General features: G+C 49.9%; 14 protein-coding genes. 11 read left to right on the forward strand and 3 right to left on the reverse strand.

The features are described 5' to 3' along the window. The first annotated feature begins 108 nt into the window (after positions 1 to 108). Positions 109 to 810, forward strand: coding sequence for an SIMPL domain-containing protein (locus ACJJIW_RS15240; RefSeq protein WP_444894211.1), 702 nt, complete (start codon positions 109 to 111; stop codon positions 808 to 810). A gap of 176 nt (positions 811 to 986) precedes the next feature. Here the strand turns inward: ACJJIW_RS15240 and ACJJIW_RS15245 are convergent, their stop codons facing one another. Continuing rightward, positions 987 to 1,475, reverse strand: a complete 489-nt coding sequence (locus ACJJIW_RS15245) for an Lrp/AsnC family transcriptional regulator (RefSeq protein ID WP_282933267.1) — start codon at positions 1,473 to 1,475, stop codon at positions 987 to 989. A gap of 637 nt (positions 1,476 to 2,112) precedes the next feature. Here ACJJIW_RS15245 and ACJJIW_RS15250 point away from each other — a divergent pair. Further along, positions 2,113 to 5,625 carry an indolepyruvate ferredoxin oxidoreductase family protein gene (locus ACJJIW_RS15250; RefSeq protein WP_444935608.1) on the forward strand — a complete coding sequence of 1,171 codons (3,513 nt, stop codon included), beginning with the start codon at positions 2,113 to 2,115 and terminating at the stop codon, positions 5,623 to 5,625. Positions 5,626 to 5,649: 24 nt separating this feature from the next. Here ACJJIW_RS15250 and ACJJIW_RS15255 read toward each other — a convergent pair whose 3' ends face one another. Together ACJJIW_RS15255 and ACJJIW_RS15260 are read right to left on the reverse strand one after the other, a co-directional pair. Then, on the reverse strand, positions 5,650 to 6,321 hold the full coding sequence (locus ACJJIW_RS15255) for a ChrR family anti-sigma-E factor (RefSeq protein ID WP_444935609.1): 672 nt from the start codon (positions 6,319 to 6,321) through the stop codon (positions 5,650 to 5,652). 7 nt (positions 6,322 to 6,328) lie between these two features. Further along, complete coding sequence (locus tag ACJJIW_RS15260) at positions 6,329 to 6,976, reverse strand: sigma-70 family RNA polymerase sigma factor (RefSeq protein ID WP_444935610.1); 648 nt, start codon at positions 6,974 to 6,976, stop codon at positions 6,329 to 6,331. A gap of 221 nt (positions 6,977 to 7,197) precedes the next feature. Between ACJJIW_RS15260 and ACJJIW_RS15265 the strand changes: the two genes are divergently transcribed. From ACJJIW_RS15265 to ACJJIW_RS15305, 9 genes are all read left to right on the forward strand, one after another. Further along, positions 7,198 to 7,626 (forward strand): nuclear transport factor 2 family protein, encoded by a 429-nt coding sequence (locus ACJJIW_RS15265; RefSeq protein ID WP_444935611.1) that lies wholly within the window; start codon positions 7,198 to 7,200, stop codon positions 7,624 to 7,626. Beyond that, the gene (locus ACJJIW_RS15270; protein ID WP_444935612.1) at positions 7,627 to 8,406 is read left to right on the forward strand and encodes an SDR family NAD(P)-dependent oxidoreductase; all 780 of its coding nucleotides are present in this window, start codon (positions 7,627 to 7,629) and stop codon (positions 8,404 to 8,406) included. After that, the gene (locus tag ACJJIW_RS15275) at positions 8,406 to 9,656 is read left to right on the forward strand and encodes an NAD(P)/FAD-dependent oxidoreductase (protein ID WP_444935613.1); all 1,251 of its coding nucleotides are present in this window, start codon (positions 8,406 to 8,408) and stop codon (positions 9,654 to 9,656) included. Before ACJJIW_RS15270 ends, ACJJIW_RS15275 begins: the two co-directional genes overlap by 1 nt. A gap of 13 nt (positions 9,657 to 9,669) precedes the next feature. Next, positions 9,670 to 10,467, forward strand: coding sequence for a DUF1365 domain-containing protein (locus tag ACJJIW_RS15280; RefSeq protein WP_282933260.1), 798 nt, complete (start codon positions 9,670 to 9,672; stop codon positions 10,465 to 10,467). Continuing rightward, a complete protein-coding gene (locus tag ACJJIW_RS15285) occupies positions 10,464 to 11,732 on the forward strand; it encodes a class I SAM-dependent methyltransferase (RefSeq protein ID WP_444935614.1) in 1,269 nt (422 codons plus the stop codon). Before ACJJIW_RS15280 ends, ACJJIW_RS15285 begins: the two co-directional genes overlap by 4 nt. An 810-nt stretch (positions 11,733 to 12,542) precedes the next feature. Next, entirely contained in the window at positions 12,543 to 13,001 is a 459-nt protein-coding gene (locus tag ACJJIW_RS15290; protein WP_444935615.1) for a BP74-related protein, read from the forward strand. Positions 13,002 to 13,222: 221 nt separating this feature from the next. Beyond that, positions 13,223 to 13,738, forward strand: a complete 516-nt coding sequence (locus ACJJIW_RS15295; RefSeq protein ID WP_444935616.1) for a DUF2878 domain-containing protein — start codon at positions 13,223 to 13,225, stop codon at positions 13,736 to 13,738. Continuing rightward, the gene (locus ACJJIW_RS15300) at positions 13,731 to 14,465 is read left to right on the forward strand and encodes a hypothetical protein (protein ID WP_444935617.1); all 735 of its coding nucleotides are present in this window, start codon (positions 13,731 to 13,733) and stop codon (positions 14,463 to 14,465) included. The genes ACJJIW_RS15295 and ACJJIW_RS15300 overlap by 8 nt, the downstream gene beginning before the upstream one ends. A gap of 122 nt (positions 14,466 to 14,587) precedes the next feature. Continuing rightward, a complete protein-coding gene (locus ACJJIW_RS15305) occupies positions 14,588 to 15,028 on the forward strand; it encodes a YMGG-like glycine zipper-containing protein (RefSeq protein ID WP_282933256.1) in 441 nt (146 codons plus the stop codon). The last annotated feature ends 2 nt before the right edge of the window (positions 15,029 to 15,030 follow it).

A 15,030-nucleotide genomic window follows, 5' to 3' on the forward strand; every position in this document is an offset into this window, starting at 1 on the left:
GCAAGTGGGATAGGTAGCTAATCCATTTATGTAACCTGTGTACCTAGTCGGGCATCGTGGAGTGCGGGCCTACCCCAATTACGAGACAATATTGAGCAAGGGATAAGAATGAATAAAGTAGCCGCACTAATAATACTGTCTATGTTAGGCTCATTCTCTATTGCTGAAGAAAGAATTATTGCTGTTGAAGGCTCGGGAGTGGTCGAGGCTGTGCCTGATCTTATTCGTATTGGGTACAACGTATTCAGTCTGAGTAAGAACGATCCATCTGAAGCCAAGGCAAAAGTTGATGAGATTTCATCTTTGTCAGTGCAATCACTGTTAAAACTTGGTATTGCCGAAAAAGACATAACATCCTCTTCACTGAATATCGAAACAGCTGAAGATTATAATGATAATGGAAATGCCTTTATCATAGGTCATTTGGTGCGTAGGAATATTGATATCGTCATCCGAGATGTCAGCCTTTACGGTGAGGTAATCCAAGCCCTGGTAGATAGTCATGTATCAGAAATAGATAGCATAAAACCAGATGTATCTAACTATGAAGAGTTAAAGCGAGAGGCTTTGGCTAATGCGGCTCAATCAGCAAAATCTAACGCTGAGTTCTTGGCCAAGCAGTTTGGGGCTGAATTAGATAAGGTGCACCAAATAGGCAAGCAGAATATACGTCGCCAGTACAGCCTCGAAGAAGTCGTAGTAACTGGCAGCAAAAGACGTGCCTCAAATATAAAAAGCACACAGTACGAGTTCAAGCCAGGCAATGTAAAAGTATCATCGGAGATTTACGTCGAGTTTCAGCTCAAGTAAAGCTCTCGAGAAGGACTGCCGTACTGGTAGTCCTTGTGGTGCCCTATCGAGAGGGGGCATAAAGCTAAGATAACGCTCCTTAAACTGTTATCTTTTCTCAATAGCTTGAGATGGTAGCTTTATGACCGTGACGTAATCAACAAAAGGCAGTTGCAGTTGATTCGATTAGCAGAAAGTTAATTTTGGCTTTCCAGCAACTGATCCAGCGGCAACTCAGTGCGGTAACGCACCTGCTTTAAAGAGAAGCTGCTTTTAATATGATCGATGCCTGGGAGTTCAGTGAGTTTTTTATCCAGGAATTCCTGATAAGCCTGCAAATTGGGTACAACAACTCGCAGCAGGTAGTCGAAATCACCGGTCATCAGGTAGCACTCCATCACTTCCGGCCATTGGCCGATAACCGATTCGAAGTCCTGCAACTCTTTTTTCACTTGGTGGTTAAGAGTAACCTGGATAAATACACTTACCGGTAACCCAACCTTTTCCGGTTCAAGCAGGGTAACTGCGCGTTTTATAAACCCTTGCTCGTTTAGATTTTTAACCCGCCGTGAACAGGGGGAGGGTGAGAGGCAGACTTTTTCTGCAAGCTCAATATTTGGAATGGTGGCATCCTGTTGAAGGATTTCCAGAATTTTCTTGTCGATGGCATCCAGTAAATAGGCCATGGTTATATTCCGTATCTCATCTCTCTGAACGTACGCCGGTATCGCCGGCTGCTAATCATCAACCTGCCAGTGAATCTTTGCTTCCCAGCGTTCTCCGGTAAATTGTGTGCATTGCGTACATGGTTTTTTTTGGTTTGTTATGGCAGTAGCTTCCTATACTGCGCATCTTTTGTGAGACCTTCTCGTTTTTTATTAATTTCCCGCTTATGGGTACGTTGCCCAACCGGTTGATACTGGTTAGCTGTAAACGGACGGAAACTGATATCCCCTGATCAGTTCCAGGCTATGCCTCTCAAAAAGCAGAACCTTTGGCGCTTATTTAGTCACACAGAGTGTGAAGGCCAGAGGCGAGCACCATAAGAGGGCATGTCCTTTCCGTTGTATCCCCCAAAATACTTCATTTTGAGTGATTTGTTGCCAGTAGCTGGTCATCTTTAGCGAGTTATGGCGGCATTATGCCTGAGTTGGGCCAATTTTGGTATGACCTGCTCTGCCGGGCAGTGTTAATTTTAGCGCTATTAAACAGCTCTGGTCTGTTCTGCTGTAACTCGGGAGATGCCGCGAATATTTTTGCGACATGTTACTGGCGTCGAGAACCGGAGTGATGAAAGCAATAAAGATAAAATAGGTGGTACCCATGGCAATGGTCGAAGGCGATCAGGAATTGGGCTTTGATAGCGAGTATTCGCTGAAAGCGGCTTTTACCCGTGAATCTGGCCGTGTATTCCTGACCGGAATTGACGCCCTGGTTCGTTTGCCCTTAATGCAAAAGCGCATGGACGAGCTGGCGGGCCTCAATACAGCTGGCTTTGTTTCCGGTTATCGCGGTTCCCCATTGGGCGGTTACGACCAGGCCCTGTGGCGGCACAAGAAGCTATTGGCCGAGCGGGAAATCCATTTTGAGCCGGGCATTAATGAAGACCTGGGGGCGACCAATATTTGGGGCACCCAGTTGCTGGATCACTATCGCCAGCAGGCAACGAAAGACGGCGTCTTTTCTATTTGGTATGGCAAGGGCCACGGTGTAGATCGCACCGCAGATGTTTTCCGCCAAGCCAATATTCAGGGCACCTCAAAACTAGGTGGTGTTTTGGCGTTGTGTGGGGATGACCACACTGCAGAATCCTCCATGTTTTCCCACAATACCGACCAGATTTTTGAGTCGGTAATGATGCCGCTGATATTTCCGTCCTCCATTGATGAGTACCTGACCCTGGGCCTCGCGGGCATTGCCTTATCCCGTTTTTCGGGCTTGTGGGTGGGTTTTAAGGCAATTACTGAAACTGTAGAGGCCGGTGCTTCCTTGATTGTGCCGGAGTTGCCCCAGTTTACAATTCCAGCTGACTTCCCAATCCCGCCACACGGCCTGAACTACGATCCCCACCTGAATTGGCCTGCGGAGCGCCTCGAATATGAGCGCCGTATGCTGGAGGAGCGTTTGCCTGCAGCCAAGGCATTCGCCTATGCCAACCGCCTGGATAAAACCACCCACAGTGCGGAGCGAAAACGCTTCGGCATTGTAACGGTGGGTAAGGCACACGGTGATTTGCTTGAGGCTTTGAAACTGCTCAACTTATCAGAGGCAGATCTGAACTCAGCAGGCATCTCCATCTATAAAGTGGCGATGTCCTGGCCGCTGGAGCCTAGGGGCATCAGTGAGTTCGCCAAGGGCATGGAGCGCTTGCTAGTAGTCGAGGAGAAGCGTCCCCTGGTGGAGGATCAGCTGAAAAACCTGCTCTACGGTTGGGAAGATAGTTATCGTCCGAAGGTAGTCGGCAAGAAAGACCTGGATGGCAAGGATCTGTTGCCGGCAGTGTGGGGCTTTGGCCCGGATCAGGTGGCCAAGGCCATTGTCCGCTGGCTGGTGGATACTGAACTGGCGGCACAGCTGATTCCCCTGGCAGAAAAACTGGGGGGCAATGTCGCTGCAAAGGCCCAGGGCTTGTTGGCTCGTGAACCCATTTTCTGTGCAGGTTGTCCTCATAATACTTCCACCAAATTGCCAGAAGGCAGTTTGGGGAGTGCCGGTATTGGCTGTCATATTATGGCTTTGGGTAAAGGCCTGCGCACTGATACCTATTCCCATATGGGAGGCGAGGGCGCCCAATGGGTAGGACTGCACCGTTTCTCCAGCGCCGAGCATATTTTCCAGAATATGGGCGATGGAACCTACAACCACTCCGGGCTATTGGCCATTCGCCAGGCCGTGGCGAGCCAGGTGAATATCACCTACAAAATTCTTCTGAACGATGCGGTGGCCATGACCGGTGGCCAACCCGCTGATGGCGAAGTTAATGCTCCCTCCCTGGCTGCACAGTTGCTGGCCGAGGGGGTTGGTACGGTTATTCTTTTGACCGAGAACCCCGACCACTGGCGTGAACACCGCGGCCAACTGCCCACTGCCGTAGAAGTTCTTCCCCGCTCTGAGCTGGACGCCGTGCAGCGTCGCCTGCGGGAAACTGCCGGTGTGACGGCGATTATTTATGAGCAGGTCTGTGCGGCCGAGAAACGCCGCCGCCGCAAGAAAAAACAGATGGTCGATCCATCCCAGCGATTGCTGATTAACCACCGGGTCTGCGAAGGCTGTGGCGATTGCAGTGTGCAGTCCAGCTGTATTGCCGTGGAGCCGCTGGAAACCCCGTTGGGGCGCAAGCGTCAGATCAATCAGTCCAGCTGCAACAAAGATATGCGCTGTGCCGATGGTTTCTGCCCGAGCTTTGTCACTGTGGAAGGGGGAGAACTGAAAAAGCCCCCGGTGCAGTCCCTGGCGGATGCCTTAGACGTGGCTATTGCCGGATTACCTTCTGCACCGGTCGCGACTCTGGCCCAGCCACTCAGTATTTTGGTGGCCGGCATTGGTGGCAGTGGTGTGCTTACCGTGGCGGCACTGCTGGGTATGGCGGCGCACTTGGAAGAGAAGGGCAGTACAACTTTGTACTTTACCGGTCTCTCACAAAAAAATGGTGCCGTAGTGGCTCATGTAAAAGTGGGAGAAAACCCCGAGGCGATTACCACCGCTCGTATTCGCGATGGTGCGGCGCAGTTGTTATTAGGCTGCGATATGGTCACCGCCGCTGGCCAGAGGACCAAATTTGCCACCGACGAAATGCGTGCCCTGGTAAATACTGCTGAAGTACCGGTAGCTGCCTTTGTTCGCGACAACGAGCTGGCATTCCCCGCCGATGCGACCCAACAGAGTATTGAGTCCCTGTGTGCGGAGTATTTTGCCTTTGATGCGAATAAATATGCCCAGGCACTGTTTGGCGATACCGTAGCCAGTAACTTGATGATTATGGGTTTTGCCTGCCAGAAAGGACTGCTGCCAATCGGTGAAGCGGCCCTGGAACGGGCCATTGAACTCAATGGTGTGGCGGTAGAGAACAACCTGCGCGCTTTCCGCGCTGGCCGTTTACTGGCGGAAAACCCTAAGGCGATCGAGCAATTGGCAGTCCCGGCCAAGCCGGTGAAATTGGTGGAGCCTGAGGAGTCGGTGGAGCAGTTGCTGGAGCGATTGGCAGCAGAGCTTCGCGACTATCAAAGCCCGGCCTATGCGGCAGAGTTCCTTCGCCATATAGAGGCGCTGCGCAAAGCAGAATCCTCACTGCCAGCTGCTCGGGGCGATCTTACCCGTATGGGTGCGCGCAGCCTTTATAAAGCGATGGCTTATAAAGATGAGTACGAAGTGGCGCGCCTCTACACCGGTGAAGATTTCAAGCGACAGCTACGTGAGACATTCAGCGGCGACTACACCCTGAAATTCCATATGGCGCCGCCGCTTCTTGCGCGTCCCGATAGCAGTGGTCGCGTGCGCAAAATGCAGTTTGGCCCCTGGATGGGCAAGCTGATGCCGCTGTTGGCTAAGGGCAAAGTTCTTCGCGGTACTGCACTGGATGTCTTCGGTTACACCCAGGAGCGCCGTGCTGAACGGCGCTGGGCCCAACAGGTGGCCAAAGCAGTTGATAGCGTAGCCGCGCATCTATCCGGCGAAAACCTGTCAGAGGCACAAGAGCTGCTCGAAATCCCCCTTCAAGTGCGAGGCTATGGCCATGTGCGCGAGGAAAAATTCGCGGCGGTCAGCGATCGTTGGGATGAGCTTTCTGCAGTATTTGTGGATGGGGAGCAAGAGCCGACTTCTCTGGCGGCGTCCTAGACGCCGCAGCTCTTTTAATCGGTGTCAGCCCGGACGAAACGGGATAAGGCGGTTTAGCAACCAGCCGCTGACACCGGTAATCGCCACCGGTGCCTGTACCGCAGAGAAGCACAGGCACTCTTGATCTTCTGTGACCGTCGGGCGGTGCACGTCGCCGGGTTCCCGCAACAGAAAGTCCCCTGGACTATAAACACCATCGCTATCAGAGAAGCTGCCGTACAGAACTAGGGTGAGTTCGTAGCCCCGGTGATCGTGCTCTGCAACTTTGCCGCCACAACTCAGGCGATGAAAGCTCACTTCATATTGATCCTGCCCGGTTTTTAGTCGACACATTTTTAGGGCGGGCGCGATAGCTTTCCACTTGATCGGGGGATTTTTCTCCAGCAGCTTGTGCACGACTGGCGGTGCATCCGCCAGCATGGGCTCTGTGGATTTGGATCTCTCTGGAGCCAATTGTTGCGCCGATTCAGCTGCCTGATCAATACGTCCCATCAGGCGTTGGAAAGCCTCATCGTTTACTGCCTGTGGTACACAGGACTCCAGAATGGAGCCACCCAGGGTGTTCATGGTTTGATACTGAGCGCGACACTCGGCACACATTTGTATATGGGCGGAAACGACCAGGCTGGCGCCTTTGGGAAGGCTGCCGGAAGCGTATTCAAGGAGTAAATTTTTATCGGGGTGGTGGCGAATCATACTAAACCTACTTGGCCAACCTCGCTTGTAACTTCTTTAGGGCCAGTCGCACGCGGGACTTTACCGTGCCCAATGGTAATTCCAGCTCCTTGGATATCTCACTGTGGGATTTTCCCTCCATATACGCCTTTTCCAAGACGTGGCTCTGTTCTGCTGGCAGGCTGTGCAGGCCTTCCGCAACTTCCTTTTCGTTGCGTCTTCTCTGTAGAAATATCAACGGTTGGTGCTCGGGGGTTTCATCCCAAACATCCATGGCTTCAATAATCTCGGCGTTTTGATGACGCCCGTTACGGCGCAACATATCGATACGAGTGTTGCGCATAATGGTGAATATCCAGGTGCTGGCAGAAGCCTTACTGGCATCGAAGCTGGGGGCCTTGCGCCAGACTTTAAACAGGGTCTCCTGAACTAGCTCATCGGCGGCTTCAGCGCTAATTGCCTGGGTGGTGCGGCTGTGATGGAAACCCTTAATTAGTGGGGCAAAGTGGTGAAAGAGCCGCTCAAAGGACTGGCGATCACGCTCCGCACCGACTCGCGTCAGCAGGGCACTCCAGTCCTGGTCTTCTCTTTGTGGCAGTTTCACCGGGCGTATTTCACTTCTTGCTTGGGGGCTATGCGCCATGTTAACGGTCTTACTGTCGTTGTCGATACTCACGCAATCAAGCATGTCTGGAAATTAGAGTTGGGAGCTGTTGTGGTACATCCGTGTACCACATTCTGCAACAGACTCTCAGGGGGAGACTTCCAAGTTGTCTGATAACTACTTACGCAGAGAGGGCATAACTGGATCACTCTGGCCTACCTTTTATTGAGCGGTGATCCACCCGATGGGGTGTGGCGTATTTATCTGCAGCTAGAACAGTAAGGAATCCGATGATGAGCGCGTTGATTGAGGAGCTAGAGGAGTACTACAAAGACTTCCTGATGCAGGAAACTGGCAGCCTTGGATCACTATATAGCGACGATGTCATTTTTTGTGACCCGTTGCATCGGATAGAGGGATTGCCTGCTCTAAAGAGTTACTTTGCGGGAATGAGCAGGGGGCTTACCCAGTGCCGCTTCCAATTTGATGATCTGCCGGTATTGGGCGAGGGCAGCGCCTGCCTTTCGTGGACTATGCACTACCGACACCAATCACTCAAAGGTGGACGCCCATTACAACTTCGTGGCTGTAGCCTGTTGCGTTACACCGATAAGATTCACTACCACGAGGACTTTTACGATATGGGTGCCATGGTCTACGAGCAGGTGCCGGTATTGGGCTCCTGCATAGGTTTTATCAAGTCGCGAATGGAGCGCAACTAAGTGTCCCAGGGTATTCGCGATAAAACCATCTGGATCACAGGTGCTAGCTCGGGTATTGGGCGCGCGCTTACATTGCGCCTGGTGGAACAGAATAATTTTGTGATTGCCAGCAGTCGCAGGCTCGATGCGCTGACGGAGTTACAGAACATAGCCCCCCGTCGCCTCAGGGTTTTGGACTGTGATCTTAGTGATGATGCGGTGATGCCGGGTGTTACTCGGCGATTAGCGGACTTCACAGATCACCTGGATATGGTGATTGCTTGCGCTGGTACCTGTGAATATGACGACGACCTTCAATTGGATGTCACCATGTACCGACGGGTTTTTGATGGCAATTTCTTTGCCTTGGTGAATACCTTGAAGTGCGCGCAGCCACTGTTAGCCGCAAGCCGGTCTCCGGTATTTGCCGCGCTCGGCAGTCTCTCGTCAGTGGTACCTTTTCCCCGCGCCGAAGCGTATGGCAGTTCCAAAGCGGCGGTGGCCTATTTTTTGGAGTCGGTGCGCGCCGATACCAGCCTTACTCCACTTCGAGTGGTCCACATTCGCCCGGGGTTTGTCGACACCCGCCTTACCCAGCGCAATGACTTTGACATGCCTTTTTTAATGACTCCAGAGCAGGCCGCCGAGCGCATTGAACAGGGGCTCTGTGGTGTTGGGCATACAGTCGATTTTCCCAAACGGCTCAGTTGGCCTCTGCGGTTTCTGGGTTTTTTCAGCTCAATCTGGTTCCGTTTTTGCGTACCCAAAATGACAAGAATCCGCACACTAAGGAAGAATTGATGCGAATCGCTATTGTTGGCAGCGGCATTGCCGGTCTTACTGCCGCTTATCTATTGAATCGAAAGTACGATGTCACCCTGTTTGAGGCACAGGCGCGCCTGGGAGGGCATACCGCTACGGTTGATATTGACGAGGGGGGACGCCGGTTAGCCGTGGATACCGGCTTTATTGTTTACAACGACTGGACCTATCCGAATTTTATTCGCTTGCTTAAAGAGCTGGGAGTTCAATCCCAACCCACCTCCATGGGCTTTAGTGTGCGCTGCGATCAGGAGGGGTTTGAATATGCGGGTAACAATCTCAACAGCCTGTTTGCACAGCGCTCGAACATCGTCAGCGCTGGGCACTGGCGTATGCTCTGGGACATTGTGCGCTTTAACCGCAATGCCCTCCGCGACTGGCAGGAGGGGAGGCTGAGCGAGACATTGACCCTGGGTGAGTATCTACCTGCGAACGGTTACTCCGCGGAATTCGCCAATCGCTATTTGGTACCTATGGGATCTGCTATCTGGTCTGCCAGTATGGCGCAAATGCTGGAGTTTTCTGTCAGTTTCTTTGTCCGCTTCTTTGTCAATCACGGCCTGCTCAACCTGGTGCGTCGCCCGCAGTGGCGAGTGATTAAGGGTGGGTCGCGTGAATATATTGATCCGTTAATACAATCTTTCGCAGATAAAATTCGCTTATCTACGCCCATTGAGGCCGTGCAACGCTGTCGAGAAGGTGTGAATGTTCGCACCGCTGCAGGGGAAAATCTGGAGTTTGATGCCGTTGTTTTCGCTTGCCATTCCGATCAGGCCCTTCAATGTTTGACCGACCCCAGCGGCAGTGAGCAAAAAATCCTGGGGGCTATACCCTATGCAAAAAATGCCGTGGTCCTGCATACAGACAGCACCTTGCTACCCCGTCACCGTCGTAGTTGGTCGAGTTGGAATTACCAATTGCGCAGTGAACAGGATGCACTGCCTGTTTTGACATACAACATGAATATACTTCAGGGCTTGAATACCGAGAAAACCTATTGTGTCACCCTGAATGCCGAAGAGCGTATCGATCCCAAGTCTGTGCTCGGTCGTTTTGAGTACGCCCATCCTCAGTTTTCTGTGGCCGGAACGCGAGCGCAACAGCAGTGGGATAGTATTAATGGTGTTAACCGCACCTGGTTCTGCGGCGCTTACTGGGCAAATGGATTTCATGAAGACGGTGTAACGAGTGCGTTGCGAGTGGCTCGGGGGTTGGGTGTTGACTGGTAAGGAGGCCGGTATCATGGAAAGTGCGATTTATACCGGGTGGTTGGAGCACCGGCGCTTTGCGCCCAGAGCTCATCAGTTTCGCTACCAGGTTTTTATGATGTACGTCGATCTGGCAGAGGTGGAAGCCATTTGCCAGCTTTCACCTCTTTGGTCCTCCCAGCGGCGGGCACCTGCGAGATTTTGTCGTAGTGATTTTTTTGGCGATGAATCCCTCAGTCTTGATGAGGCGGTTCGACAGCGGGTGGAGGAGGAAGTGGGAGAGCAGCCTTCCGGGCCTATTCGCTTGCTGGCCAATTGGCGCTACTTTGGCTACAACATGAATCCGCTCAGTGTTTACTATTGTTTCGATGCTGAGGGACAGAATGTGGATTGGCTGCTCCTGGATGTGCACAATACTCCCTGGAAAGAGCGTCACAGCTATGTTTTGGATTGCCGTAATAATACCAAGTTGCAAAAAGCGACCTTCGCAAAAACATTTCATGTCTCGCCTTTTATGCCCATGGCCCAAGGGTATCGATGGAGGGGGACAAAACCTGGAGAAAAGCTGACAGCCTACCTGCAAAATTTTGATGCGAGTGCCGATGATACAGAAGATGGCACTCGCCCAATGTTTGATGCAACCCTGAGTTTACAGCGCTGCGAAATTAGCGGCCGATCGCTTAATTCAATATTGATCCAGTACCCCTTGATGACCGTAAAAGTTATAGCCGCCATTTATTGGCAGGCACTGAAATTATGGGTCAAGCGTATCCCGGTATTTTCGCATCCTCGCGACGATGCTGAGGTTCAGGCAGGAGATAAACAACTATGAGAGCAGTTCAGGAAGTTGATCAGGCTTCGTCGTCAAAATCAGAAGTATCGGCACAGTCCTGGCTCGTTCGCCTGGCCCGCAAGCTGGTGTTGGAAAAACTCAAGGGTATTGATCGTGGCCACTTGCTAATTGAAGAGGGGGAGCAGTGTTACCACTTTGGCCAGAGGCCAGAAGAAGCAGAGATCTCGGCACATATTTGCCTACACGATCCATCCAGCTATATACAGGTGCTTTTAAACGGAACCATTGGTTCTGGAGAAGCCTTTATGCAGGGCGCCTGGACCTCAACCAATACCGTGGACCTGATTCGCCTGATGGTGGACAACATGGAATTGGTGGAAGGTATAGATAGCCGATGGAGCTATTTACCCCGGTTAGGCCTGCGCTGGTTACATCAGTTAAATGCGAATAACCGCAATGGCTCACGCAAGAATATTTCTGCACACTATGACCTGGGCAATGAATTTTTCCGGTTATTTTTGGACAGGACCATGCTGTATTCATCTGCGGTCTACCCGTCTGAAAATGCAACCCTGTTTGAAGCCTCAAATCATAAATTGGAACTGATCTGCCGAAAGCTAAAGTTAAAACCCTCCGATCACCTCCTTGAGATTGGTACTGGGTGGGGGGGGATGGCCATTCATGCAGCCAAGTACTATGGCTGTAAAGTAACAACCACTACTATTTCACAAGAGCAATATGACTATGCCCGTCAATGGGTAAAGCATGAGGGTTTAGATGATCAGATAACCCTGCTATTACAGGACTATCGGGACCTGAAAGGTCAGTACGATAAAATTGTATCGATTGAAATGGTGGAGGCAGTAGGGCACGAATTTCACAAGACCTTCTTCGCTGGTTGTAGCGAATTACTCAAAGAAGATGGCTTAATGGTGATGCAGGCAATCACCATTCGCGACCAGCGCTACCACGAGTATCGTAAAGAGGTCGATTTTATCCAGCGATATATCTTCCCTGGTGGCTGCCTGCCGTCTAATCAGGTTATCGCGGACCATATTGCCAATTCAACAGATATGCAGATTGTTGGACTCGAAGACATCACCGCCCATTACGCCCGCACATTAAGTGACTGGCGCAAAGCATTTCTTGAGCGAATTTCCAAAGTGCGCGAGTTAGGTTTTGATGAGCGCTTTATCCGTATGTGGGAATTCTATTTATGCTATTGCGAAGGGGGATTTTTGCAACGAGTGATTGGTACCGCCCAATTTGTGTTCGCCAAGCCCCGGTACTTAAGGGGCTTCTGAACAACTCCTTGATGCCGCTGTCTCGCAGAGCGGAGTGTGAATCGCTCTGTAATCCCTGAGGCGTGGACCTTATAGATCACAACTACTGTGTTGTCTTGCAAAGGGCTAAGCCTATTCGTGCCGAGCTGTGCCTAATATCTGCAGCCTTCAAAACCGTACGGAGTTATCCAGATTCTCCTTAGGTGGATCCTGTTAGTTTACCACGTAGGTAAATATTCTACTGCTAATTTTATATAAGGAGGGAGAGTGAATCCTTTGTTGAGCTGTTTGAATTTTATCTGGATTTAATTTGTTTGATAGAGTGGACGATAGAGTCTTCCTATATGATTTTTGTCAGTCAGGTTTGCAGTATGTTGTCTTGGTAAATCTATCTGTGCTTTGCTTTTTAATCTTGTGTGAGAATTGTAAAGGTAGTCTGCGATTTATTAGTTGTTTGTTAGGCCGAGCTGTCAGGGTAGGTGAAGCTTTTGATGATTAAAAATATAGGATGTGTTGAATCTTTGATGAGCTAAGATCAGTCTAGGCATGACATTATTCTATAAGATTAAGTTATTTTTATTGTTGTTATCTTGATGCTGATAAAGCTGTGGCTACTTGCGTTTTTTTAAGGTTTTGGAATAGTTGATAAATGTTGGTTTGTTGAGTGAAGATTTTTGTTAATTGTGCGTGTCGTTAGTTTGTTTTGGAATTTTTTCAGTTCTTAAAGTTTATTCTTTGGGGGGAATTGTGACCTGGCTGACATTCTGATATTTTTTGCTCCATTATTATCATTTCCGCGATCTGTATTACTTTACTCAATAGAGGCCGTTAATGATGAAAACCATAGTTCTTTCTTTATTCCTAGCCGTACTCTCTGTGTCTGTCGCAGCTTCAGAGGTGGTTTCTTATTCAGCGTCAAGTCGAATAAAGGTGGCTTATTTTGAAGTGTCATTTAATAGTGATCCTGAAGAAACATTTGTTTTGCAGTTAACAGATCCGGATAAAATTAAGGAGGCTCGAAGAATACTCTTAAATGGAGAGGAGGCCTTTTATCACTTTATTGGTTATGTGGTTCCAGGGGAAACCTTTTACAATCCAGGCTGGAGTTTTCATGTGGATACTGACTCTATAGATTTTGCTGAGATATCCATTGAGGTTTGTGATTCTTCAGCACAGTATGTAGAGGACAACTGGGAAGAAGTCGGTGGCGCTTTTCTGCCAGGTAATATCTGGTGCCCCTGGAGTTCTACTCTGGTTAGAGAGCTTCATCTTTACTCTTTAGGACTGTAAATAGAACTTCCCATTCTTCATGAATGTATGATCCCTTATAGTTCAGCTATGAGGGGTCTCTATTAATATCCTGATTAATTCTGGTGTCTATAATAGGCATAACTTTCTTCCGGTAAGCTCTATAGGTGAGTCTGAAAAGGAAAGTGTTGGTAGGAGGTATAACTACTAAAAGACAGTGCAAGTTATCGCTGTGCTGTCGTTTTCCCTTGGAGGAAAGTGAAATGTGGCGTTTTGTCGCGAATGCCCTACTTTTCGATATCGCCTGGCCACTGTGTGTCATAGTGGCCAAGGTGTGGTTGGTGGTTCCCTTTACTCTGTTCAACCTTTTTGTACATCTGCGCTATATCGCCAATTTGCCCAGGGAACCGCTTTGGTTAGCGGGGGTGTTTATCTTTGGTGTGTCTATAGACTCTATCTTGTTTCATTTGGGGGTGATGCGAAATGACAGCGGTTCCTCCTGGCCTCCCTTATGGCTGATTTGCCTGTGGTTGAACTTTGCCATGACCTTGCGATACAGTTTGGTCTTCTTACAGAAAAATCTATGGTTGGCGGTAATCCTGGGTGGTTTTTTTGGACCATTTAGCTACTTTACCGGTGCATTCCTAAATGGCACTGTGGAATTGCACAGACCTCTGTGGCAATCCCTGGGAATACTAAGTGTAATTTGGGCCTGCATCCTGCCATTGTTTGCCTATTTGGCAAGAAGGATTTGTCAAAAGGAGGTGAGCAATGCTTGAATTTATTGCGATGTCGGCTATTGCCGGAACTAACTGTCACTATGAAGGGCCTTTTCTGGCAAAAGGTTTGGCCTATGATCCGGATAATCAACAGTTGCAGTACTGCGAATATTATACTTCGCAAGATAATGGCGAAATAACTGTTTTCTACTATGCTCCCCAGGGTGATTTGATAGCAGAGAAAACCCTTCGAGAGCGAAATGGCCCCGCAGCTGGTCGCAGTGCCTTACCTAGTGCCACTCAAATAGATCGGAGGCATGGTGAAGTTCGTGAGGTCCTTTGGGATGACGGCCAGTGGATGATGCGCTATAAAGCCAACGAGGATGAAGCTTGGAAAGTAAGTTTGCAAGAGGCACGAAGTGTTGATGTAGTTGATGCAGGCTTTGACACCTATGTGCGTGACCACTGGGACTTATTGTCTTCAGGAAAAACTCTTAAATTCAATTTTGCTTCGCCATTGCATGGTCGATCGATAAAGTTGCGCGCTAAAGCAGTATCCTGTAGTCAATCCGCTAGTGATAATACCTGTATACGGGTGGATGTGGCCCAGCCTCTTATCCGTCTTTTCGTAGAGGACTTAAATCTTACTTACGATACAGACAGCCGGCGGTTAAAGAGCTTTAAGGGCATAGTAAATATCCTCGATCCACAAGCGAAATCCCAAGAGTTAGAAGTGTTTTACCAATATTCAATTCTGCCAACAGGAACCCTGCCTGCAGATCCATAGATAGAAGGCGCTCTGCACTAACAGCTATACGCCTATTGGGTTTGTTGTCCAGCGGGTCATTCATTTTTAGGCGCCTGACTGGCGCCAAGTTCTACCAGCAGCTAAACCTAAAGAAGAAAAGCGTGACAAGCTCACTATCCTGTGGTGAAAGCGATATGGGGTGTTTGATGAAGACTGCTATTTCTGCAACTGCTGGAATTATGATGTCGCTGCTTTACGGCTGTGCTGCTCAGCCAGAGCAGGTTCCCGGTGCCGGTGGAATTGTTATCGATACCTGGGGCGTTAATATGAATCAGTATCAAGCGGACCTTGCAGAGTGTAAGGGAATCGCTTACTCCACATACAGTGACCAAGGGCGTAGAACAGCTGCCGGAGCTGCAGGTGGAGCAGTAGTCGGCGGTGCGCTCGGTGCATTAGTCGGCGATAGTGGCCGTGCTGCGGTAGCTGGAGCCGGTGCCGGCGCGCTTGTCGGGGGCTTGTCAGGAGCAGGTAGTGCGAGCTCAGAGGCTACCTACATCATTAAAAATTGCCTGGTTGGTCGCGGATATCGAGTATTGAATTGATC

It is taken from the genome of Microbulbifer maximicatervae (SeqCode), assembly GCF_052467815.1.

Coding starts and splice junctions, on each gene's coding strand:
- ACJJIW_RS15240 (WP_444894211.1), top strand. CDS start 109: ATGAATAAAGTAGCCGCACTAATAATACTGTCTATGTTAGGCTCATTC.
- ACJJIW_RS15245 (WP_282933267.1), bottom strand. CDS start 1,475: ATGGCCTATTTACTGGATGCCATCGACAAGAAAATTCTGGAAATCCTT.
- ACJJIW_RS15250 (WP_444935608.1), top strand. CDS start 2,113: ATGGCAATGGTCGAAGGCGATCAGGAATTGGGCTTTGATAGCGAGTAT.
- ACJJIW_RS15255 (WP_444935609.1), bottom strand. CDS start 6,321: ATGATTCGCCACCACCCCGATAAAAATTTACTCCTTGAATACGCTTCC.
- ACJJIW_RS15265 (WP_444935611.1), top strand. CDS start 7,198: ATGAGCGCGTTGATTGAGGAGCTAGAGGAGTACTACAAAGACTTCCTG.
- ACJJIW_RS15275 (WP_444935613.1), top strand. CDS start 8,406: ATGCGAATCGCTATTGTTGGCAGCGGCATTGCCGGTCTTACTGCCGCT.
- ACJJIW_RS15280 (WP_282933260.1), top strand. CDS start 9,670: ATGGAAAGTGCGATTTATACCGGGTGGTTGGAGCACCGGCGCTTTGCG.
- ACJJIW_RS15285 (WP_444935614.1), top strand. CDS start 10,464: ATGAGAGCAGTTCAGGAAGTTGATCAGGCTTCGTCGTCAAAATCAGAA.
- ACJJIW_RS15290 (WP_444935615.1), top strand. CDS start 12,543: ATGATGAAAACCATAGTTCTTTCTTTATTCCTAGCCGTACTCTCTGTG.
- ACJJIW_RS15295 (WP_444935616.1), top strand. CDS start 13,223: ATGTGGCGTTTTGTCGCGAATGCCCTACTTTTCGATATCGCCTGGCCA.
- ACJJIW_RS15300 (WP_444935617.1), top strand. CDS start 13,731: ATGCTTGAATTTATTGCGATGTCGGCTATTGCCGGAACTAACTGTCAC.